The organism is Pandoraea sp. LA3, assembly GCF_022696215.1.
In the GTDB taxonomy this organism is placed as follows: Bacteria; Pseudomonadota; Gammaproteobacteria; order Burkholderiales; family Burkholderiaceae; genus Pandoraea; species Pandoraea capi.
This window is the reverse complement of the sequence record NZ_PTPY01000031.1, coordinates 59,415-79,899: the sequence shown is the minus strand read 5'-3', so window position 1 is coordinate 79,899 and position 20,485 is coordinate 59,415. Positions and strand designations below refer to the sequence as shown.

Annotated in this window: 21 protein-coding genes; 10 read left to right on the top strand and 11 right to left on the bottom strand. The window is 62.5% G+C overall.

Annotation, left to right across the window (positions count from 1 at the left end; all coding sequences use genetic code 11):
• Nucleotides 1–38: 38 nt before the first annotated feature.
• Nucleotides 39–962, bottom strand: coding sequence for a LysR substrate-binding domain-containing protein (locus tag C5N93_RS12395; RefSeq protein WP_242559485.1), 924 nt, complete (start codon nt 960–962; stop codon nt 39–41).
• Between the two features lie 131 nt (nt 963–1,093).
• On the opposite strand from C5N93_RS12395, the gene C5N93_RS12390 reads away from it, so the two are divergent.
• Nucleotides 1,094–2,362: an MFS transporter gene (locus C5N93_RS12390; RefSeq protein ID WP_242559484.1), complete on the top strand. Its 1,269-nt coding sequence runs from the start codon at nt 1,094–1,096 to the stop codon at nt 2,360–2,362.
• Nucleotides 2,363–2,561: 199 nt separating this feature from the next.
• Here the strand turns inward: C5N93_RS12390 and C5N93_RS12385 are convergent, their stop codons facing one another.
• The 5 genes from C5N93_RS12385 to C5N93_RS12365 all read right to left on the bottom strand — a co-directional run bounded on the left by C5N93_RS12385 (nt 2,562) and on the right by C5N93_RS12365 (nt 6,729).
• On the bottom strand, nt 2,562–3,017 hold the full coding sequence (locus C5N93_RS12385; protein ID WP_069341721.1) for a RidA family protein: 456 nt from the start codon (nt 3,015–3,017) through the stop codon (nt 2,562–2,564).
• Nucleotides 3,018–3,194: 177 nt separating this feature from the next.
• Nucleotides 3,195–4,385 (bottom strand): PLP-dependent aminotransferase family protein, encoded by a 1,191-nt coding sequence (locus C5N93_RS12380; protein ID WP_242559483.1) that lies wholly within the window; start codon nt 4,383–4,385, stop codon nt 3,195–3,197.
• Between the two features lie 141 nt (nt 4,386–4,526).
• The gene (locus C5N93_RS12375; RefSeq protein ID WP_242559482.1) at nt 4,527–5,423 is read right to left on the bottom strand and encodes a DMT family transporter; all 897 of its coding nucleotides are present in this window, start codon (nt 5,421–5,423) and stop codon (nt 4,527–4,529) included.
• 71 nt (nt 5,424–5,494) lie between these two features.
• Nucleotides 5,495–6,190, bottom strand: coding sequence for a VOC family protein (locus C5N93_RS12370; RefSeq protein WP_242559481.1), 696 nt, complete (start codon nt 6,188–6,190; stop codon nt 5,495–5,497).
• A gap of 176 nt (nt 6,191–6,366) precedes the next feature.
• A complete protein-coding gene (locus C5N93_RS12365) occupies nt 6,367–6,729 on the bottom strand; it encodes a DUF2917 domain-containing protein (protein ID WP_242559480.1) in 363 nt (120 codons plus the stop codon).
• A 278-nt stretch (nt 6,730–7,007) separates the two neighbouring features.
• Between C5N93_RS12365 and C5N93_RS12360 the strand changes: the two genes are divergently transcribed.
• The 5 genes from C5N93_RS12360 to C5N93_RS12340 all read left to right on the top strand — a co-directional run bounded on the left by C5N93_RS12360 (nt 7,008) and on the right by C5N93_RS12340 (nt 13,006).
• A complete protein-coding gene (locus C5N93_RS12360) occupies nt 7,008–8,453 on the top strand; it encodes a PLP-dependent aminotransferase family protein (RefSeq protein ID WP_242559479.1) in 1,446 nt (481 codons plus the stop codon).
• Between the two features lie 368 nt (nt 8,454–8,821).
• Nucleotides 8,822–10,708 carry a molecular chaperone HtpG gene (gene htpG, locus C5N93_RS12355; RefSeq protein WP_150721443.1) on the top strand — a complete coding sequence of 629 codons (1,887 nt, stop codon included), beginning with the start codon at nt 8,822–8,824 and terminating at the stop codon, nt 10,706–10,708.
• A gap of 192 nt (nt 10,709–10,900) precedes the next feature.
• Nucleotides 10,901–11,497, top strand: a complete 597-nt coding sequence (locus tag C5N93_RS12350) for a chorismate lyase (RefSeq protein ID WP_242559478.1) — start codon at nt 10,901–10,903, stop codon at nt 11,495–11,497.
• Nucleotides 11,498–11,502: 5 nt separating this feature from the next.
• Nucleotides 11,503–12,045, top strand: a complete 543-nt coding sequence (locus C5N93_RS12345) for a DNA-deoxyinosine glycosylase (protein ID WP_242559477.1) — start codon at nt 11,503–11,505, stop codon at nt 12,043–12,045.
• Nucleotides 12,046–12,163: 118 nt separating this feature from the next.
• Nucleotides 12,164–13,006, top strand: a complete 843-nt coding sequence (locus tag C5N93_RS12340; RefSeq protein ID WP_242559476.1) for a spermidine synthase — start codon at nt 12,164–12,166, stop codon at nt 13,004–13,006.
• A gap of 114 nt (nt 13,007–13,120) precedes the next feature.
• Here the strand turns inward: C5N93_RS12340 and C5N93_RS12335 are convergent, their stop codons facing one another.
• The 4 genes from C5N93_RS12335 to C5N93_RS12320 form a co-directional block, all read right to left on the bottom strand.
• On the bottom strand, nt 13,121–13,459 hold the full coding sequence (locus tag C5N93_RS12335) for a DUF2322 family protein (RefSeq protein WP_242559686.1): 339 nt from the start codon (nt 13,457–13,459) through the stop codon (nt 13,121–13,123).
• Nucleotides 13,460–13,546: 87 nt separating this feature from the next.
• Nucleotides 13,547–14,749, bottom strand: coding sequence for a benzoate/H(+) symporter BenE family transporter (locus C5N93_RS12330; protein ID WP_242559475.1), 1,203 nt, complete (start codon nt 14,747–14,749; stop codon nt 13,547–13,549).
• Nucleotides 14,750–14,886: 137 nt separating this feature from the next.
• Complete coding sequence (locus C5N93_RS12325) at nt 14,887–16,062, bottom strand: VWA domain-containing protein (RefSeq protein ID WP_242559474.1); 1,176 nt, start codon at nt 16,060–16,062, stop codon at nt 14,887–14,889.
• A gap of 13 nt (nt 16,063–16,075) precedes the next feature.
• On the bottom strand, nt 16,076–16,918 hold the full coding sequence (locus tag C5N93_RS12320) for a MoxR family ATPase (protein ID WP_242559473.1): 843 nt from the start codon (nt 16,916–16,918) through the stop codon (nt 16,076–16,078).
• 281 nt (nt 16,919–17,199) lie between these two features.
• Here C5N93_RS12320 and C5N93_RS12315 point away from each other — a divergent pair, with 281 nt between their 5' ends.
• Complete coding sequence (locus tag C5N93_RS12315) at nt 17,200–17,559, top strand: cytochrome c (RefSeq protein WP_069341708.1); 360 nt, start codon at nt 17,200–17,202, stop codon at nt 17,557–17,559.
• A 25-nt stretch (nt 17,560–17,584) separates the two neighbouring features.
• Complete coding sequence (locus tag C5N93_RS12310; RefSeq protein WP_242559472.1) at nt 17,585–17,998, top strand: c-type cytochrome; 414 nt, start codon at nt 17,585–17,587, stop codon at nt 17,996–17,998.
• Between the two features lie 163 nt (nt 17,999–18,161).
• On the opposite strand, the gene C5N93_RS12305 is transcribed toward C5N93_RS12310, so the two are convergent.
• Nucleotides 18,162–18,593: a DUF1841 family protein gene (locus C5N93_RS12305; RefSeq protein WP_150721450.1), complete on the bottom strand. Its 432-nt coding sequence runs from the start codon at nt 18,591–18,593 to the stop codon at nt 18,162–18,164.
• A 244-nt stretch (nt 18,594–18,837) separates the two neighbouring features.
• Between C5N93_RS12305 and C5N93_RS12300 the strand changes: the two genes are divergently transcribed.
• The gene (locus C5N93_RS12300; protein WP_242559471.1) at nt 18,838–19,752 is read left to right on the top strand and encodes a DMT family transporter; all 915 of its coding nucleotides are present in this window, start codon (nt 18,838–18,840) and stop codon (nt 19,750–19,752) included.
• Between the two features lie 102 nt (nt 19,753–19,854).
• A complete protein-coding gene (locus C5N93_RS12295; protein ID WP_242559470.1) occupies nt 19,855–20,448 on the top strand; it encodes a malonic semialdehyde reductase in 594 nt (197 codons plus the stop codon).
• Nucleotides 20,449–20,485 lie beyond the last annotated feature (37 nt).

Below are 20,485 nucleotides of genomic sequence, written 5' to 3'. Positions count from 1 at the left end.
AGTCGCGCTGATCACATCCGATCGCAAGATTGGCGGCATCACGTGGCTGGCTGACGCTCCTCGCGGAGATGGCCGGCCACTTCGTGGCACATCGCCACGAAAGCCTGAACAAGCGGGCTATTGTCGTCGCGGCGCTTTCCCAGGAGCAACGGTGCATGGGCATCGGGTTCGCTGACATCCATGAAGTGCGCCCCTTCGATCTGGATGCAACGCACCGCTGCCGGTAGGATCGCCACACCCAATCCACTTGCCGCGAGCGCGACAATCGTCGTGGACTCGCGCGCCTCCTGCACGACACGCGGTGTAAAACCAGCGCGCTCGCACATGCCCCGAATCTGACCGTCGATCGCCGTGCCCACGCCGTGGGGATGCATGATGAAGGCTTCGTCAGCCAGATCGGCAATCGACAGGCTGGCCCGCCGCGCGAGTCGATGCCCTTGATGCAAGACCACGACCAGCGCCTCATCGATCAATGTCTCGAAACTCAGGCCTGCGACCGGCGGCGCATCTTCTGCCTGGCGCAACAGACCGATGTCGAGCGTGCGAGCGACCAGTGCCTCGCGCTGATTCTCCGAGGGCGACTCGCTCAGCGTGAGCGTGACGCGTGGATACCGCTGACGGTAGCTCGTGAGCACGCGTTTCATGAGATTCGTCATCGGCGCCGACGTCGTAAAGGCGATGCGTAACTCACCGGCGTCGAGTCCGGCAATTTGCTGCACTTCGAGGCGCGCAGCGTCGGCATCGGCCAGAATCTGGCGTGCCCGCACGAGGAACGCGCGCCCCGCGGCAGTGAGGAAGACGCGTCGCTGCGAGCGCTCGAAGAGCGGCACGCCCAACTCATCTTCCAGTGCGCGGATCTGCATCGACAGCGGCGGTTGCCCGATGTTGAGCTTCTGGGCTGCACGGCTGAAATGCAGTTCCTCGGCGACCGTCACGAAGTAGCGGAGATGACGCAGTTCCATGCTTCGAGCCTCAATTGATCTGTTTTATATATAGAAAAGTCGCTTAAATATATATTGGACGCGATGTAAGGGCAAACCTATCATTCGTTGTATACATTTCACCCTTGGTTCGCGCGAGGCGAGCCATCTCCATGGCATCAACGAATTCCCTCCCTCTTGCTACCGGCGGTGCGTCCGTCGCTGGCGCGTCTGCCCCGAAACTTCCTGCGGGCGTCGCCCGTGGCACGCGTGAATACGCCGTTATCAGCCGGGCGCTCTTTTTCGGCGGTTTTTCAACGTTCGCGCAGCTCTACTGCATGCAATCGCTGCTGCCGCTGCTGACGACGACGTTCGGCATCAGTCCCGCGCAGGCGAGTTGGTCGGTGTCTGCGGCAACGATGATGATGGCGCTTGGCCTGCTCGTGACGTGTGTCGCCGCAGACCGCGTGAGTCGCAAGCGCATGATGACCATTGCGTTGCTCAGTTCGTCGGTGCTGACGCTGGCGAGTGCGTTCTCGACCAACTTCGAGACGATCGTCATTCTGGCGGCGCTCAAGGGGCTCGCCCTGTCGGGCTTGCCCGCCATTGCCATGGCCTACCTCAGCGAAGAGATCGATCAACGCTCGCTCGGCATGTCGATGGGCCTCTACATCGGCGGCAACATTCTGGGCGGGATGGCGGGCCGGGTAATGGCCGCTTTCGTCGCCGACATGTTCTCGTGGCGTGTGTCCGTCGCGCTGATCGGACTCGTCTGCCTGGCGATGGGACTCGAATTCGCCCGCAGCTTGCCTCATTCACGCCGCTTCACGCCGCGCCACATGCCCGTGCGCGAGGCGCTCGGTCATGCCCGCCGCCATCTGGGCGATCCGGCGCTGCTTGGCCTGTATCTGTTCGCCGGGCTGATGATGGGCAGCTTCGTGAGCATCTACAACTATCTCGGCTTCCATTTGTCGGCAGCCCCGTTCCATCTGCCGCATGCGGCCATCGGCGCCATTTTCGCGATGTATCTGATTGGGGTGGCCGGCTCGTTCATCGCGGGGCCGCTCTCGGATCGCGCGGGGGGTCCACGCCTGCTCTGGGCGCTCGTGGCGTTGGCGATGGTCGGGCTTGTGACGATGTTGTCGCCGCAGGTGCTGGGCGTGGTGGCCGGACTGGCGATCTTTACGTTCGGCTTCTTCGGTGCCCATACCGTTGCGAGCAGTTGGGTCGGACGGCGCGCGACAGAAGGGCGGGCGATCGCGTCGGCGTTGTATCTGTTCTTTTATTACCTCGGCTCCAGCCTGCTCGGCAGCTTCTCTGGTGTGATGCTCAAGTCGAACGGCTGGCACGGTGTGGTCGCCTTGCTGTGCGTCGCGGTGGTGATTTCATTGGCCGTCGCCATCGCGATGCGGCGTGCGTACGGATCGGGCAAGCCGGTCTGATCGACGTCGAAGCGAGTTCGACACCGCTGCAAAACACAACAGCCACCCGAGGGTGGCTGTTGTCATATTCGCGGGACGACGATGTCGATTGCGCTGACGGTGCGACATCGAATGTCGTCGTCGCGGCAGCATGTCGGCGCGCTCGAGAGCGTTACCTCTAGCCCGTCCCGCGAACGCCTGCGCACGGTGGACGCAGTGCTTACGCGAGCTCGGCGATCAGTTCGATCTCGACACAGGCGCCCAGCGGAATCTGTGCGACGCCAAATGCCGAACGGGCGTGCTTGCCGGCGTCGCCGAACACTTCACCGAACAGTTCCGACGCACCGTTCGTCACCAGATGCTGGTCGGTGAATTCCTGCGTCGAGTTCACGAGGCTCATCAGCTTCACGATGCGCTTGACCTTGTTCAGGTCACCCGTGTGCGCATGCAGCGTGGCGATCAGCTCGATCGCGACAGCACGTGCGGCGGCCTTGCCGTCTTCGACGCTCACGTCCTGACCGAGCTTGCCGGTCCAGACCTTGCCGTCTTTCTTCGGCAGGTGACCCGAGAGGAAAACGGTGTTGCCGGTCTGAGCGGCCATGACGTAGGCAGCGGCCGGGGCGGCGGAGGTCGGCAGTTCGATACCGAGTTGCTTGAGTTTGTCGTAGACGGACATGTACGGCTTCCTTGCAGATACGGTGAAATCGGGCCGATCGATTCATCGATGCGATCGGTGGGGCTGGTTCGGCGATGGGTTGCGCGATTCCCGTCGGTCCCTTGGCAATTGGCCCGAGGCGGGCTCGGGCCAATCAGCGCAAGTCGGGGTACGGGTCGCTGCCGCGCGGGTGGCGAATCAGGCAGCGCGTCGGGTCGCGGCGTCTGCAATCAATGCCCCCAGGCGTGCGATACCGATCTCGATCTTCTCGGGCGGCACCGTCACGAACGACAATCGCAGCGTGTTCGTTTGCGGCGTGCCGACATAAAACGGCGCGCCGGGCACGAACGCGACATTCTGCGCAATCGCTTTTTCCAGTAGCTGCATGGTGTCGATGCCAGCGGGCAATGTCAACCAGATGAACATGCCGCCCGCAGGCGTGGTCCACGTGGCTCCGGCGGGCATGTGCTGCTTCAGCGATGCGAGCATCGCTTGCGCCTGTGCGGCGTAAAGCGTGCGAATCGACGGGATATGCGTGTCGAGAAAACCGTCTTTCACGACTTCGTAGGCGATGCGCTGCGTGACGCTGGGCGTGTGCAAGTCCGCCGCCTGCTTGGCCTGGACGAGCTTGGCAATCACCGCCGTCGGGCCGATGATGAAGCCGAGTCGCAGCCCCGGGGCGAGAATCTTGGAGAACGAGCCCATATGGAGTACATGCTCGGGCGCAAGCGACAGGAGGCTCGGCAGGCGCTGGCCTTCGTAGTCAAGTTCGCCATAGGGGTCGTCTTCGATGATCGCCAGACCGTCGCGCTTGGCCACGGCCGCCAATGCTTCACGACGCGCCATGGGCAAGCGACGTCCCGTCGGATTCTGGAAGTTCGGCATGGCGTACAGGAAGCGGGCGCCTTTCACCAGTTCCGGCGTGAGCGCCTCGGGAAGCAGGCCATGATCGTCGGTCGGCACCGGCACGTATTTCGGCGCGAACAGCGAGAACGATTGCAGTGCCCCCAGATAACTCGGCGCTTCGACGAGCACCCGGCTGCCCTCATCGATGAAGATCTTGCCGATCAGATCGAGACCTTGCTGCGATCCGGTGGTGATCAGTACGTTGTCGGGCGAGAGCGTCAGGCCGTCGCGTGAGTAACGCCTGGCGATCCATTCGCGCAGCGGGGCAAACCCCTCGGTCGCGCTGTATTGCAGCGCAGTCTGCGGCGACTCGGTGAGAACGCGCTCTGCGGCCGCACGCATCTGTGCGACGGGGAAAGTCGCCGGGGAGGGCAGGCCGCCAGCGAACGAGATGACTTCGGGGCGCTCGGTGACCTTGAGAATTTCGCGAATGGCCGAGCTGGTCAGATTGCGGGCGCGTTCGGAATATTGCCAATCGTGCATGATGGTCTCGCTTGGAATGTGCGGCTTTTCTGCGTGAGCCGCGAGTATCGGGCGTTGCGGGTGCCGAGCGCTTGGGGGCAGGCGCAACGCCAGGGGGCTGACACGTCACGGCGCAGGGATCGCATGCGCCGTGGTGTGTCGTCAGACCGGTTTGCCCGTGAGTCGCGAAGCGCCGATCTTCATGTTCTTGCCGAGTGCGATCGTCATCACGACGCCCGCGGCAAACAGCCACGTGACGGCATCGACCTGTTCGCCGAAAAAGAGGGCGGACAGCGCAATCGTGAAGAAAATCTGTAGCAATTGTACTTGGCCGACACGCGCGATACCGCCCATGGCGAGGCCGGCGTACCAGGCGAAGAAACCGATGAACTGGGAGAAGAGCGTCACGTAGGCGAATGCGCCCCAGGCGCGGCCGCTCACCGGCCAGGGTTGCTGCCATGCAAGCCATCCCACAGGCAACAGCAGCACCGGGGTCGACACCACGAGTGCCCAGCAGATGACTTGCCAGCCACCCATCTCGCGGGCGAGTTTGCCGCCTTCTGCGTAGCCCAGTGCGCCGATGACGACGGCGAGCAGCATCAGGCCGTCCGCAGCATGCAGACTACCGCCCCCGGCGCGCAGCGCGAAAGCGATCACCAGTGCGCTGCCGAGCAGCGCGAAGACCCAGAAGCCGCGCGACGGGCGCTCGCCACCGAGCCAGTAAGCGTAAATCGCGACGAAGAACGGCTGCAAGCCGTTGACGACGGCGCCATGTGAGGCCGGGATCGTCTTCATCGCCCAAGCCGAGAACACCGGGAAGGCGACGATGACGCCGAGCGAAGTGATGGCAAGACTCTTGAGCTGCGACCGGGTGGGCCATGGCTCCTTGCGCCACCAAAGCAACGCCCCGGCGAATACCGCTGCCACCAGCGCGCGTCCCAGTCCATTGAGCAGCGGGTTGACTTCCGCTACGACGATGCGCGTCATGGGCAACGTCAGACTGAAGATGAGCACGCCGATCAATCCGATCAGCATGCCCCGGGATTCACGCGAATTCATGGTGTCGCCTCGTGGTTCTGGTAATGATCCGCCCGCCATGCGCTGTGGCCGGGCGTTGGGATCGATAAGGTCTAACGCAAGGTGCGAGGACCGTTCGGGGTTTCGATTTCTGCGGCGAGCGAGGGCTCGACCAATGTCGCTTCCACGTTGACGAGCGCATCGGCGCCCAGCCATTGCAGTTGTTCTGCGATCACCGTTGCCTGCGGGTGAAAGCCACGCAACGATGTGACCGCGCAGTCTGCGGGCGGCAAGGCATCGGCCGGATGCTGCTGCGTATCCCACTGGATCAGCGTAGGCAGCAGCCCCTGTCCTGCGCCTTGCCACGACGGAAGACTGCCGTCGTCGGGTACACCGATCTGCCAGGTCAGTGCCCCGCGCTGCATGGCCATTACCGGCGCCAGCCGCTGCGGATATTGCGCTTGCCAGCGAGGTAGCGAACGCGGTCGATCGACGCGCGCCACCCAGTGCGCAAGGTACGGGCCCCGGGCAAGGCGTGCCTGTACCGTCTCGTCGTCAAGTCCGAACCAGCGCGCACGACTCGGGGCCGGTGCGTCCGGATCGATCGCGATGATCTCCAGATACGTGCCACCCCACAGTCCCAGCAAGCTGTTATGCGTTCCCATCCGGGCATGCTTGCCGCCGCGTTGCGGCACGACATCGGTGAGGCCAAGTTGCTCGATGACATGCGCTTCCCCCGCTTCCAGCGTTTGTGCGGCAACGACGAGGTGATCGAGTTTCAAAGGCCCGGAGGCGTTCAGTGCGGTCATATTCGGTTCTGGCGAAGTCGCGCGGCAAAAACTGCGCCGCAAAGGCGATAGCTTACCTGTGACATGTCCGCTACGTGAGGTTTGCGCATCCCGGGATTTGTCGGGCGTGCGTTGGGCGATCCGTGCCGATGTCGTGCGCCGATCCGCTTGTCCACGCGTTGTGGCGCACCACCGTCTTACCCGCGAGAAAGTGGCGTCGCCTGCCGATTCGTCAGACGCGGTACGCGGGCGGCGATTTCACGCCATGCCAGACGCCATCCGTTACGAAGCAGGCCGCTGCCACCTGACGCGCAAAGCGTCTTGGCGGGCTGGCTCACGCGCATGCGGGCGCCGTCTTGCCAGGTACCGAGCCACACGCGCTGACCACCCCGAATCTCGAAGCTCTCGCCCGCACGCAGCCAGTGGTCGACCGGTTCGCCTTCCACGGTCAGCCACAGTACGCCCTGCAACACTTGCAGCGACTGAGGCGGTTCGATAGCCGGGCTTTGCCAGAAGACGGTCTGTCCCGGGTCTAGCTCGAAGAGTCGGATTTCACGCATGGCGGTCTCCAGTTGAGAGGACACTTTATCGGTTAACTCCGGTACAGTACCGATACAGATGTCGAGGGAGTTTTCGGTACAGTTCGGCATTGACAGGGAATTTGACTAGCGTAGAGTGGCGACCCATAGCGACTTCGGGCTGACACTTTTGGCATAGGAACGTGTCAACCTGGCGGGGGATGCCAATCGGTGACTTTCGCAAATGTCCGCATCGGCACGACCGGTGCGTTCTGTTAGGGATGGCTGCGCTCGTGCGGCGCGCCACAAGGTGGACGACGATGACGACAACGAACCGTATTTCTCCGTTGATTCTGGCGGACAACGCAGCGCTCGATACGGCGCGCATGACGCTCGTCGATCAACTGGTGCATTGGGCGCGCTTGCGTATCGAGGAGCGCGTCTTTCTGCCGGGCATGCGGATGCCGTCGATCCGCTCGCTGGCCGAAGACAAGGGCGTATCGCGGTTCTCGGTCGTGGAAGCGTATGAGCGGCTGGTCGCGCAGGGCTATCTCGAAGCACGGCGGGGTTCGGGCTTTTACGTGCGTGAGCGTCCGGCGGTGCCGCCGCAGAACGTTGCGGCGCCGATGGTGGCGCAAGGGCCGCTCGATGTGGCCTGGCTGGTCCGCAGCATGCTGCATCAGGTCGCGCCCGAACGCGGCCCGGGAATGGGGTACCTGCCGCCCGGCTGGCTCGATGCGGACATGATGACGTCTGCCATGCGGTCCATGAGCCGGCAGTCGAGCGCGCATCTGCTTCAGAGCGGCAATCCGCACGGTTTTCTACCGCTGCGCATGCAGTTGCAGACGCAGCTTGCGGAGCTCGAGATCGGCGCGCGTCCGGAGCAGATCGTGCTGACGTCGGGCATTACGCAAGCAGTGGACTTCCTGTTGCGGCTGTACGTTAGCGCAGGGGATACGGTGCTCGTGGGGGATCCCGCGTGGTTCGTCATGTTCGGACGAATCGCGTCGCAAGGCGCGCATACGATCGGCGTGCCGTACACACCGGATGGGCTCGACATGCAGGCGCTGGAGCGACTGGTTCAGCAACATCGCCCCAAGTTGCTCATCCTCAATTCGATTCTTCACAACCCGACCGGCACGTCGCTTACCCCGGCGCGTGCGTTCCAGATTCTGCGGCTGGCGGAGCAGTACGACTTCATGGTGCTGGAGGACGACATCTACTGCGATCTGTGTCCGCCGCATCAGCAGGTGGCGCGTCTGGCGAGTCTGGATCAGCTCAAGCGCGTGATCTACATGGGCAGCTTCTCGAAGACGCTCGCCGCCAATCTTCGCGTGGCGTTCGTGGCCTGTTCGCCGGAGTTGGCGAAGACGTTTGTCGATCACAAAATGCTATCGAGTTCGACCACGCCGGAGATCAACGAGCGCATCGTCTACAAGGCGTTGACCGAGGGGCACTATCGACGTCACGTCGAGCGTTTGCGCACGCGACTCGACGAGGTGCGCGATGGTACGCGACGGCATCTGGAGCGAATCGGATTGCGGATGTTCGGGGAGCCGACGTCCGGCATGTTTCTCTGGGTCGACACGGGGATCGATACGAACGCCATTGCGGCTGCCGGTCACGAGGCAGGATTTCTGTTTGCGCCCGGTGCGTTGTTTTCGCCGCGACAGACGCCGAGTACGTGGATGCGCATGAACATCACATGCTCCAGCGATCCGTCGATGCTGTCGTTCCTGTCGCGGCAGCTCGAACTGGCGGCGTGATATCCGCCACGGTGCGATCGGAGGGCCGACCGATCGGTTGGTAGGGCGTGCCTGCGTACCGATGATCCTCAGGGTGCGGGCTGATTCCACTGATTCCACCGTTCCTGTCGTTCGCGGCACCGTATTCACGTCGTCTCTGGCGCTGGCCCCATGGTCGAGCGCTTTGGGTTTTTGCCGGGTCTTGCCGCATTTCACGACCATGTTGGGCCAGCATCGGCAAAATAACCCTCCTGTCGGCCTTGAAATGCAGCCGGCCAGTCCCATGTTCCGACGTGTACCGCCATTGCGGCAGCGCGCGCGCAAGTGCGCCCGGCGGCGGTCCGAGTCGACATTTCATCCATCTCACCGATTCATGAGGGTTCCCGACCATGGCGCAAGAAACCATGAGCTTTCAGGCAGAAGTCAAACAACTTCTGCAACTGATGATTCATTCGCTGTACAGCAACAAGGAAATCTTCCTGCGCGAACTGATCTCCAACGCCTCGGATGCCGCTGACAAGCTGCGTTTCGAAGCGATCAACGACGGCGCGCTGTACGAGCAGGATCCGGAACTCAAGATTCGCGTGTCGTTCGACAAGGACGCCCGCACTGTCACCATCGAAGACAACGGCATCGGCATGAGCCGTGAGGAAGCCATCGCGCACCTCGGCACGATTGCCAAGTCCGGTACCAAGGAGTTTTTCTCGCGTCTGTCGGGCGATCAGCAAAAGGACGCCGCCCTGATCGGGCAGTTCGGCGTGGGCTTCTACTCGGGGTTCATCGTCGCCGATCGCATGACGGTCGAATCGCGCCGTGCCGGTCTGCCCGCCGCAGAGGGCGTGCGCTGGTCGTCGACGGGCGAAGGCGACTTCTCGGTCGAAACCATCGAGCGCGCACCGCGCGGCACGGCGATCACGCTGCATCTGCGCGAAGGCGAAGACGAGCTGCTTTCGTCGTGGCAATTGCAGTCGATCATCCGCAAGTATTCGGACCATATTTCACTGCCCATCGTGATGCGCGGTGAAGCGTGGAACGAAGAAAAACAGGCAATGGAGCCTGCCGAGGCCGACGAAACCGTCAATCAGGCCAGCGCACTGTGGACCCGCAGCAAGAGCGAGATTACGGACGAGCAGTACACGCAGTTCTACCAGCACATTGCCCACGACATGCAACCGCCGCTTGCGTGGACTCATAACCGCGTAGAGGGCCGCAGCGAATACACGCAACTGCTGTATGTGCCGGGTCATGCGCCGTACGATCTCTGGGACCGTAATTCGCAAGGCGGCTTGAAACTGTACGTCAAGCGCGTGTTCATCATGGACGACGCCGAGCAGCTGCTTCCGAATTACCTGCGCTTCGTGCGTGGGGTCGTCGATTCCGCCGATCTGCCGTTGAACGTCTCGCGCGAAATCCTTCAGGAGAGCCGCGATGTGAAGGCCATTCGCGAGGGCTGTGCCAAGCGTGTGCTCGGCCTGCTCGAGGATCTGGCCGAGAACCAGCAGGACAAGTACACCCAGTTCTGGGGCGCCTTCGGTCAGGTACTTAAGGAAGGCACCGGTGAGGATCAGGCCAACCGCGAGCGTATCGCCAAGCTGCTGCGCTTTGCCAGCACGCACAATGATTCGGCCGAACAAAACGTGTCGCTGGCGGATTACGTCGGCCGCATGAAGGAAGGTCAGGACAAGATCTACTATGTGACGGCAGAGAGCTGGGTGGCCGCAAGCCACAGCCCGCATCTTGAGGTGTTCCGCAAGAAGGGGGTGGAAGTGCTGCTGCTGACCGATCGCGTAGACGAGTGGATGTTGTCCTACGTGCACGACTTCGACGGCAAGGCGCTCGTGAGCGTAGCGCGTGGCGATCTGGACCTCGGCGCGCTGGAAGATGCCGGTGAGAAGGAAGCGCAGGAGAAGACCAGCGACGACCTCAAGCCGCTCGTCGAAAAGATGAAGGAAGTGCTCGCGGACAAGGCGAAGGACGTGCGTGTCACGTTCCGTCTGACCGATTCGCCGTCTTGTCTGGTGTCGGACGAGAACGATATGAGCGGCACGCTCCAGCGTCTGATGAAGGCGGCCGGGCAGAAGATGCCCGAATTCCGCCCGATTCTCGAGATCAATCCGGAGCACGCGCTGATCCAGCGTCTGAATGCCGAGAGCGCCGATCTGGCGGACTGGACGCAACTGCTGTTCGATCAGGCATTGCTCGCTGAAGGCGGCAGTCTGGAAGACCCGGCGGCGTTCGTGAAGCGGACCAACGCACTGTTGCTCTCCGCGCGCTGATTTCACCGGTTCCGCTGAGCGGCACCCAAGTCGCTCCACCGTGCCATGAAAAGCCCCCGTGACGAAATGTCGCGGGGGTTTTTTCATGGGGCGCGTCGGTCCGCAGCCATTGACTGTGCGGTGTCGGGCGGACATCCGCGGCCGCCATGGTGCACGGCGCGTTGTCGCGTGACGCCTTTATAATGCCGAGCCATGACTTTCCGATTCGAAGTAAGCGGGCGGCGCTGGCAGGCTGTCCCGGCACCGGCGCTTTCGCGTCGTCACAAGGACTGGTTGACCCGGGGCGGCGCACTCACGCGGCATCTGTCCGCGCTAGGCCGTGTGAGCGTGCGCGTCGTGGCTGAGCGGGTCATGCCCGCCGATGCGGATCAGTGCCGTGCCATCGGCGTGCCGTTGCGTACCCCCATGTGGGCGCGCGACGTCATTCTGCTTGTGGACGACGAACCCGTTGTCGTCGCGCACAGCGTTACGCCGCTCACTTACAGCCGTTCGATCTGGCAGGCGATGCGTCGCTTGCGTACACGACCGCTTGCCGATCTGCTTTATCACGACCCCACCGTCACGCGCTCCGTGTTGGTGTCCAGCCCGTTGGGGCCGCGACATCTGCTGCACACTCGCGCGCGTCGTGATGCACGTGACCCGCTGGTGGGTACGCATCCGAACGCGCGCCTGTGGGCACGTCGCTCGGTGTTTCTGCGGCATGGCGCGCCATTGCTCGTGACGGAAGCGTTCTTGCCGCGCTTCTGGCGCCGCCTTCAAGCCACGCATCGTGAGACGGTGAAGGACTAAGCGGCATGTCCACATCTCCCATCCCGGCACTGAAGCGCAACTTTCCACCCGTCGTGGATGCGAATACACGCGTGCTGATTCTTGGCAGCCTGCCGGGTGAAGTGTCGCTGGCGCAGCAGCAGTACTACGCGCATCCGCAAAATCGTTTCTGGCATCTGGTCGGCGACGTGATCGGCGTGCCGCTGCCGACACTGGCGTACGAGGCCCGGCTCGACGTGCTGCGCGCGCATGGCGTTGGACTTTGGGATGTGGTGGCGCAGGCGCGCCGCGAGGGGAGCCTCGACAGCAATATCCGCTTGCATGCGGGGAGTGACCTCGTCGGATTGATTGAGACGTTGCCGTCGTTGCGCGCCGTGGCGTTCAATGGCGGGACCGCCGCCCGCATCGGTCAACGCGCGCTAGCGCAAGGCGGGGGCAGGGCGACATTGCCGGTGGTGTTGCTACCTTCCAGCAGCCCGGCCTATACGATTCCGTTCGCTACGAAGCGCGACGCCTGGCTTGCGTTGCGCGAGTGGCTCGGTGAGCCCGGATCGATGACATCCGCATGATTTGCGGACACCACCACAGAGCGTATGCGCACCAAACGTACTGTCACCGCCGGGACTGGATCCCGAACCCGGTACAATGCGAACCCATCGGAATTTCCCGAGCTTTACTGAAGGACACATGACCCTCATCAAACGCAAATCCATCGAAGCCGAAGCGTTCGTCGCCGACGATCGTGCCGCCCGTTCCCCGCGTCCCGCATACAAGCCGCGTTTCGCGCCGGTGACGTTCTCCGAAATTGGTGGCGTGCGTTACCTGCACTTCGGCACGGAGTGGGTGCAAGGCGCGATGCGTTTGTCCAAGCCCGATCGCATCGAGCTGGAATACGCGCAGCAGATGATGGCGTGGTTGCTGTTCATGCACGTACCGAAGCACGTGGTGCAGCTCGGCCTGGGCACGGGCTCGATCACGAAGTTTTCCGCCAAGCAGTTCCCGCGCACGCAAGTCACGGCTGTCGAACTGAACCCGGCCGTGGTCGTGGCCGCGCGGACGATGTTCGATCTGCCGAGCGATTCGCGCCGCCTGAAGGTGCTTGAAGCCGACGCCTGGGATTTCGTCACGAATGCCGCGAATCACGGGACCATCGACGTGTTGCAAGTCGACCTGTACGACGCCACCGCCCGCGGCCCGGTGCATGACACCCCCGCGTTCTACAAGGCCTGCCGCGCAGCGCTGCGCGAACCGGGCATGCTGACGATGAATCTTTTCGGCGATCACGACAGCTATCCGAAGAACATCCGTCGTCTGCGTCAGGCGTTCGACAATCGGGTGATCGAGTTTCCGGAAGTCCACGACGGCAATGTGATCGTGCTGGCCTTCAACGGTCCGCTGCTGTCGGTGGAGTGGAAGGACGTGGAAGCGCGCGCCAAGGTCGTGGAAGCGGCCACCGGCCTGCCCGCCAAGCGTTGGGTCAAGCAACTGCGTGAGACCAACGGCGACGGTGGCCCGGTACTTACGGTCTGACGCGTATCGCGTACCAAGCATGACTGCGCCGATGGCGTTTGCTTGTGGCGTACGTAAAAAAGCCAGCCGATCGGCTGGCTTTTTTATTGCCCGTTGGACGCCACGTGTCAGGTATCAGGCCGTGACTTCCTCGATCGTCAGCGCTTCGCCGCCAGCGACGATAGCCAGCAGACGGTCGACGTTCGGGTGTGCGCCCGGACGGTTGCGGGCATCGGCAGTGTGCTCGCCAAAGACGGCCAGCGCGTGCTCGGCAGCCTTCGCGTCAAGCGTGCCGAAGGCTTGCTTCAGATAGTGGTAGACGGCGAGCGAGCCTTGCTTGCCCGGTGCGTTTTCGATGGTGCCCACCACGGCGCCGCTGCCGTCGCGCAAATCGATACGGGCGATACCCTCGACACTGCCGATGGCGGCCATCAATGCCAGATTGTCCTTGAAGACCGGGGTCGGTTCGATCACTGCCATGGTTCTGCTGCTCCTGCGGTTACGTCAAAAGTGATTGGAAAACGTTGCGGGCCGAATGGTATCACCTCGGCCCGCGCGGGTTCACGTGCGACGCCATTCCAGAATCGCCAGCGTCACCACGCCCGCAATCAACCCCCAGAATGCGGAGCCGATGGACAGCAGCGTCAGGCCCGACGCCGTCACCATGAACGTGATGAGCGCCGCTTCGCGCTGGCGAGTGTCGTGCATGGCGTTGGCCAGGCCGTTCATGATCGACCCGAACAGCGCGAGCGCCGCAATGGAGACCACAAGCGCCTTGGGAAATGCGGCGAACAGGGCAGCGATGGTCGCGCCGAACGTGCCCGCGATCAGATAAAAGACGCCGGACCACACGGCAGCCGTATAGCGCTTGGCCGGATCTTCGTGTGCCTCTCTTCCGGTGCAGATGGCCGCCGTGATGGCCGCCAGATGGATGCCGTGCGAGCCGAACGGCGCCAGCAGCACCGACGCAATTCCCGTGGTCGAAATCAAGGGTGACGCCGGCACCTTGTAGCCGTCGGCCCGGAGCACGGCCAGGCCTGGCACATTCTGCGAGGCCATCGCCACGACGAACAACGGAATCGCGATGCTGATCGTTGCCGACAGCGAGAACGCAGGCGTGGTCCAGACCGGCTTCGCGAGCGAGATGTCGAAGTGGCTGAAGTCGAGCAGGCCAAGCCCACCGGCAACGGCCGTTCCCACGATCAGGGCCAGCAGAATGGCGTAACGCGATGCGAAGCGCTTGATGACGAGATACGTGAAGAACATCGACAACACCAGTGCCGTCTGATGTTGTGCCGCGACGAAGATCTCGAGTCCGATGCGGAACAGAATGCCAGCGAGCAAGGCCGACGCCAGCGCTGGCGGCACGCGCCGCATGATCGTCTCGAAACCGCCTGTCAGCCCGCAAATGGCAATGAGCGCATTGCAGACGATGAAGGCCCCGATGGCCTCGCCGTACGGCACGCCGGGCAGTGAGGTGATCAGGAGTGCTGCGCCCGGGGTCGACCACGCCACGACGACCGGCGTGCGGTACCGCAGCGAGAGCCCGACAGTCGTCACGCCCATGCCGATGGACAGCGCCCAGATCCACGATGAAATCTGCGCAGACGTAAGATGCGCGGCTTGCCCCGCCTGAAACATGAGGACGAGCGAGCTGGTGTAGCCCGTCATCATCGCGACGAAGCCGGCCACGATGGCTGACGGCGAGGTGTCCGCGAGGGGGCGCAAAGGTGGCGGCGTCACGGGAGTCGTGCTGGACGTCATGATGGCGTATGTCTCTGTCGTTACGTTGTTGTTGTGATTGCCGCTTGCCAAACGATACAGATTTGCGGCGGGCAGCAAAAGCCCCGTGTGCCGGACAGGCGTCCGGCATCGGTTCGGCGGGAGTGGAAGAGGGACGGTTACTTGCTGAGTACCCGCATCGCCGACTCCAGTCCCGCCAGCGTAATGGGATACATGCGATTCGCAAACAGCTGGCGGATCACCGAAATCGACTGGCGATACTGCCAGATGCCTTCCGGTTCCGGGTTGAGCCACGCGTGATGCGGGAAGCGATCGATGAAGCGCCGCAGCCAGACGGCGCCAGCTTCCTTGTTGTTGTACTCGACCGAGCCGCCCGGCTGCAGCACTTCGTACGGGCTCATCGTCGCGTCGCCCACGAAGATCAGCTTGTAATCCGACGGGTACTTGCGCAGCACGTCCCACGTCTCGAAGCGCTCATTGTGACGGCGTCGGTTCTGCCGCCACAGGTAGTCGTAGACGCAGTTGTGGAAGTAGTAGAACTCGAGATGCTTGAATTCCGATTTCGCCGCCGAAAACAGTTCTTCCGTGCGGGCGATGTGATCGTCCATCGAGCCGCCGACGTCGAGCAGCATCAACACTTTCACGTTGTTGTGGCGCTCGGGCACGAGCTTCAGATCGAGCCAGCCCGCGTTGGCTGCCGTCGAGCGAATGGTGTCATCGAGATCCAGTTCCTCGGCGGCGCCTTCACGCGCAAACTTGCGTAGACGCCGCAGTGCGACCTTGATGTTGCGGGTGCCGAGTTCGACGGTGTCGTCGTAGTCGCGGTACGTCCGTTGGTCCCATACTTTGACTGCGGAGCGATTGCCGTTGCTTTCGCCGCCGATGCGAATGCCTTCCGGGTTGAATCCGCCGTTGCCGAACGGCGACGTTCCCCCCGTGCCGATCCACTTGTTGCCGCCTTCGTGCCGGCCTTTCTGCTCGTCGAACAGTTGCTGCAGACGTTCCATGAGCTTGTCTAGCCCACCTAGCGCCTGAATGCGTGCCTTGTCCTCCGGGGACAACTCGCGTTGCATACGTTTCTTGAGCCAGTCGAGCGGGACTTCCCCCGACGCATCCACCATCTGCTGTACGCCTTTGAAGTAGGCGCCGAAGGCCTGATCGAACTTGTCGTAGTGCTTCTCGTCCTTGATGAGCGAGAGACGCGCCAGATAGTAGAAGTCATCGAGCGAAGGTGCGATGACCTGACGCTGCAACGCTTCGAGCAACGTCAGATACTCCTTCACCGAGACCGGCAGTTTCGCCGCGCGCAATGTGTAGAAAAAGTCGATCAGCATGACGTGGGTACGCTTACCGGTTGGCGCGATTCATGAACACGAGTCGCTCGAACAGATGCATGTCCTGTTCGTTCTTGAGCAGCGCGCCGGCCAGCGGCGGGATCGCCAGCTTGTTATCGGCGCTACGCAACGCTTCGGGGTCGATCTCTTCGGCCATCAACAGCTTGAGCCAGTCGATGAGTTCCGACGTCGATGGCTTCTTCTTCAGTCCGGGAATTTCACGCACTTCGAAGAACGTGGCCATGGCCGCACTCACCAGTTCGCGGCGGATATTGGGGAAATGCACGTCGATGATCGACTGCATGGTCGCCGGATCCGGGAACTTGATGTAGTGGAAGAAGCAGCGGCGCAGGAAGGCGTCCGGCAGCTCCTTTTCGTTGTTCGACGTGATGATGACGAGCGGACGGTGACGTGCCTTGATCAGCTCACGCGTCTCGTAAACGTAGAACTCCATGCGGTCGAGTTCGCGCAGCAGGTCGTTCGGAAACTCGATGTCGGCCTTGTCGATTTCGTCGATGAGCAACACGACCGGATGATCGGCCTCGAAGGCTTGCCAGAGTACGCCCTTGACGATGTAGTTGGCGATGTCGCGCACACGCTCGTCGCCCAGTTGCGAATCGCGCAGGCGCGAGACGGCGTCGTACTCGTACAGGCCTTGCTGTGCCTTGGTCGTGGATTTGACGTGCCATTGCAGCAACGGCATATCGAGCGCGGCAGCGACTTCCTCCGCCAGCATGGTCTTGCCGGTGCCCGGTTCGCCCTTGATGAGCAGCGGTCGTTGCAGCGTGGATGCCGCGTTCACGGCGAGCTTGAGGTCGTCGGTGGCGACGTATTGGGAAGAGCCTTCAAAGCGCATTGTCGGTGCCGTCCGCAAACAGCCGGCCAACCGGCCGGGCAGGGAAAAAGTTCAGTATAAGACATTGCGCATATGGCTCGCTCGGGCGTTGAAAATGTGTTTTGACATCAAAGGCTTGCAGAAAAACTTCGGAGAACTGTGCGGGTCAGCACCGAGTTTGCGCCCGGGAGGGTGTGGGTTACAATCGATTGCTTTTTTCACGGGTCGACGGCCTTGGAGCCAGGACGTCGACCTGCGTGTTGCGGGCCGGTATTCCAACCAAAAACGTTCCCAAGAAGACCATGAAAAAGTTCCTCACGATGATGGCGCTGGCGCTTGGCAGCACGTCGCTGATGTCTGCGGCGCATGCGGCAGAGCTCAAGCCCGATCTCGACGCCGCGAAGAGCAAGGTTGCCATGTGCATTGGCTGCCACGGCATTCCCGACTATCGCACCGCGTTTCCCGAGGTTTACCGGGTGCCGCGTATCGGCGGGCAGAATGCCAAATACATCGAGAACGCACTGAACGAATACAAGAAGGGCGACCGCAAGTTCTCGACCATGCATGCCATTGCGCAGACGCTGAGCGATCAGGACATCGTCAACATCGCCGCGTACTACGCTGCGCAGACGGCGTCGTCGCCGGTCAATCCCCAAAAGTAAATCGTGCGTGGCTGAGGAGAACAAGATGAAGCATTCGATGGCAAAGGCCGCTGCTGCGGTGTCGCTCACGCTCGGTGCGGTGCTCGCTTCGCTTAGCGGTTCGGCCATGGCCGCAGGTAACGTCGCTAATGGTAAGGCGCTCGTCGACAAGGGAATGTGTGCGAGCTGCCACGGCGCCAATTTGAACGCGCCCATTACCCCCGAATACCCCAAGCTGGCTGGTCAGTACGCTGACTACGTCTATAACGCCTTGCGTGCGTATCAGAACGAAACCAGCACCGTGTATGGGCGTAGCAACGCAATCATGAAGACGCAGGTCATGTCCAATCCTGCGACGATCGGTAAGGACGGCAAGCCGCGTCCGTTTACGTCGCAAGAACTCAAGGACATTTCGGCCTATATCGAATCGCTGCCGGGCGATCTCGTCACCAGGAAGTAAGCTTGCGAGCGCCTGTCATGGCGCCGGACGTAAAAAAACGACGGTTGCCGTAGCGGCAGCCGTCGTTTGCTTTCCTTCCGGGCATCACGTCTATCGCATATTCATCGGCGTCGGTTGCGGTAGGTGCGGTTCCCGTCGTTCCGAGTGACGCCGAGGGGCTCGCTCAGCGCGACGCCTGTTGTTCGATGCGTTGCAGATACGCGTCTGAATCGGGCGGTTGGCCGCTGCGCTGTGCTTCCCAGAGCGTTTGTCCCAGGCATTCCATGATGCGGTGCTGTGCTTCGTGCGGCGAGTCGAGCCGATGGGTCAGCTTTTCATACGCCGCGCGGATGCCCGGCGGCTGGTCGATCGAGACCTGCTCGCTGATCGCCAGGTGCATCGACAGATGCAGGAACGGGTTGGTCTGCCCGGCTTCCGGCGAGTAATCGCGCCCGCTGGCGTCTTCCGTATCGGCGAGCGCTTCGTGATATTCGGGATGTTCCTGGATCCAGTCGGCGGCAATCGTTTCGAGCGGCGTGAGAATGCCGCCGCTGCGCTGCTTTTGCCAGGTGGTGCAGAAGAATTGCCGGACTTCGTCGCGGCTCGGATTGAACATGGGGACTCCGTGGGGGTTCTTTTTTCGGGCATCTTGCGGCGTGCCTTACCGTGACTACAATGGCGCATCCGCCCGCGGGGAGCCGCAGTGCGCGTATTGCCGCAAACTGCCCGGCGGTCCGGGAATGACCGGATCACGCCGATAACGCAAGAAAAACACGCCGTATTGTCGCTCAATTTGCTCAATCATGCCGCAAAGCCCCCGCAGCCCAGTCACTCCCCCGGCGCTTGGCGATGCGCCGCCCGTGCCTACGTCACCAGCGCCATCCGCACGCGGCGGCATTGCGCTGATTGCGGTGTCGGCGGCGGCGTTCGGCGCCATGGCCATCTTTGCGCGCGGCGCGGCCGCTTCCGGCGCCGACATGTTCGCGATGCTGCTGTTCCGTTTTTTCGTGGCAACGGTGTTGCTGCTCGTCTGGTGCCGGATACAGCAGGTGCGTTTCCCTTCGCGGCGTCAGTCGCTGCATATCGCCCTGATGGGGGGCATTGGCTACGTGGGGCAATCGCTTTGTTTCTTCGGGGCGCTCCAGTATGCGCAGGCTTCGCTCGTCGCATTGCTGTTGTATCTGTACCCCGTTTTCGTAACGATTCTGGCCGCGATTTTTCTACATGAACGTCTCACCCCGGTAAAGATCGGCGCGTTGGTGCTGTGCTCGTTTGGCACCGCCTTGACGGTCGGAGGCGGACACGGCCAACCGCTCGGTATGGCGCTGGCTGTGGCGTCGGCCTTGATTTATTCGGGGTATATCGTCGTCGGCGCGCGTGTGACGCGCGGCGTGGATGCCCGGGCGACTGCCACGCTCGTCTGCCTGGCGGCGACGGTGTCGTTTGGTGCGATCGCGGCGGTTCGGGCTTGGCGTGGGTTGCCGCTGCACTGGCCGGACGGCGCCATGGGGTGGGCCGCGCTAACCGCAATTGCTGTGTGCTCGACGGTCATCGCGATCCTGACGTTCTTCGCCGGTTTGCAGCGCCTCGGCGCCGGACGCGCCTCGATGCTCTCGACGCTGGAGCCCGTGGTGACCGTGCTGCTCGCGGCCATGCTGCTGGGTGAAACGCTCACCGTCGCGCAGTTGGGCGGTGGGGCGCTGATTCTGGCCGGCGTGGTCTGGCTTTCGGCTCGAGGTGCTTCGGCAGACACGACGAACACCGCAAGTGCCTGATCCTTCTGCGATTTTTGGCTCGCCAGCGCCTGCCATGCGACGACGGTACAATCGCCCATCGTTTGCCATTCGTTCGACGTTCAACACCAGAGGTCAACCGTCATGAGCACCATTGCCAAAGAAGCTGTCGCCCAACTGTTCACCGATGCCCGCACGCACAACGTGTGGCTCGACAAGCCGGTCAGCGACGAAACGCTGCGCGAACTCTATGACCTCGTGAAATGGGGGCCGACCTCGGCCAACACCACGCCCGCCCGTATCGTGTTCGTGAAGAGTCCGGAAGCCAAGGCGAAGCTGCTCGAGTGCATGGCGCCCGGCAACGTCGACAAGACGCGTACCGCGCCGGTGACGGCGATCATCGCTTATGACCTGAAGTTCTACGAACACCTGCCCAAGCTGTTCCCGAACGGTGCTGAAAAGATGGTGCCGATGTTCTCGGGGGACGCCGCCAAGGCTGCCGGCGCGGCGCACATGAACAGTTCGCTGCAAGGTGGGTATTTCATCCTCGCAGCACGTGCACTGGGCCTCGATTGCGGTCCGATGGCCGGCTTCGACGCGCAGAAGGTCAACGATACGTTCTTTGCTGGCACCGAATGGCGTGTGAACTTCATCTGTAATCTGGGCTACGGCGATCAGAGCAAACTGTTCCCCCGCAATCCGCGTCTGTCGTTCGACGAAGCGGCACGCATCATCTAACGCGCTGTCTGCGCACGCCGCAGCACTTCGTGGGCGA

Coding starts and splice junctions, on each gene's coding strand:
- C5N93_RS12320 (WP_242559473.1), bottom strand. CDS start 16,918: ATGCGCTTTGAAGGCTCTTCCCAATACGTCGCCACCGACGACCTCAAG.
- C5N93_RS12360 (WP_242559479.1), top strand. CDS start 7,008: ATGACGACAACGAACCGTATTTCTCCGTTGATTCTGGCGGACAACGCA.
- C5N93_RS12385 (WP_069341721.1), bottom strand. CDS start 3,017: ATGTCCGTCTACGACAAACTCAAGCAACTCGGTATCGAACTGCCGACC.
- C5N93_RS12395 (WP_242559485.1), bottom strand. CDS start 962: ATGGAACTGCGTCATCTCCGCTACTTCGTGACGGTCGCCGAGGAACTG.
- C5N93_RS12350 (WP_242559478.1), top strand. CDS start 10,901: ATGACTTTCCGATTCGAAGTAAGCGGGCGGCGCTGGCAGGCTGTCCCG.
- C5N93_RS12345 (WP_242559477.1), top strand. CDS start 11,503: ATGTCCACATCTCCCATCCCGGCACTGAAGCGCAACTTTCCACCCGTC.
- C5N93_RS12375 (WP_242559482.1), bottom strand. CDS start 5,423: ATGAATTCGCGTGAATCCCGGGGCATGCTGATCGGATTGATCGGCGTG.
- htpG (WP_150721443.1), top strand. CDS start 8,822: ATGGCGCAAGAAACCATGAGCTTTCAGGCAGAAGTCAAACAACTTCTG.
- C5N93_RS12325 (WP_242559474.1), bottom strand. CDS start 16,062: ATGCTGATCGACTTTTTCTACACATTGCGCGCGGCGAAACTGCCGGTC.
- C5N93_RS12365 (WP_242559480.1), bottom strand. CDS start 6,729: ATGCGTGAAATCCGACTCTTCGAGCTAGACCCGGGACAGACCGTCTTC.
- C5N93_RS12295 (WP_242559470.1), top strand. CDS start 19,855: ATGAGCACCATTGCCAAAGAAGCTGTCGCCCAACTGTTCACCGATGCC.
- C5N93_RS12370 (WP_242559481.1), bottom strand. CDS start 6,190: ATGACCGCACTGAACGCCTCCGGGCCTTTGAAACTCGATCACCTCGTC.
- C5N93_RS12390 (WP_242559484.1), top strand. CDS start 1,094: ATGGCATCAACGAATTCCCTCCCTCTTGCTACCGGCGGTGCGTCCGTC.
- C5N93_RS12380 (WP_242559483.1), bottom strand. CDS start 4,385: ATGCACGATTGGCAATATTCCGAACGCGCCCGCAATCTGACCAGCTCG.
- C5N93_RS12310 (WP_242559472.1), top strand. CDS start 17,585: ATGAAGCATTCGATGGCAAAGGCCGCTGCTGCGGTGTCGCTCACGCTC.
- C5N93_RS12340 (WP_242559476.1), top strand. CDS start 12,164: ATGACCCTCATCAAACGCAAATCCATCGAAGCCGAAGCGTTCGTCGCC.
- C5N93_RS12305 (WP_150721450.1), bottom strand. CDS start 18,593: ATGTTCAATCCGAGCCGCGACGAAGTCCGGCAATTCTTCTGCACCACC.
- C5N93_RS12330 (WP_242559475.1), bottom strand. CDS start 14,749: ATGACGTCCAGCACGACTCCCGTGACGCCGCCACCTTTGCGCCCCCTC.
- C5N93_RS12315 (WP_069341708.1), top strand. CDS start 17,200: ATGAAAAAGTTCCTCACGATGATGGCGCTGGCGCTTGGCAGCACGTCG.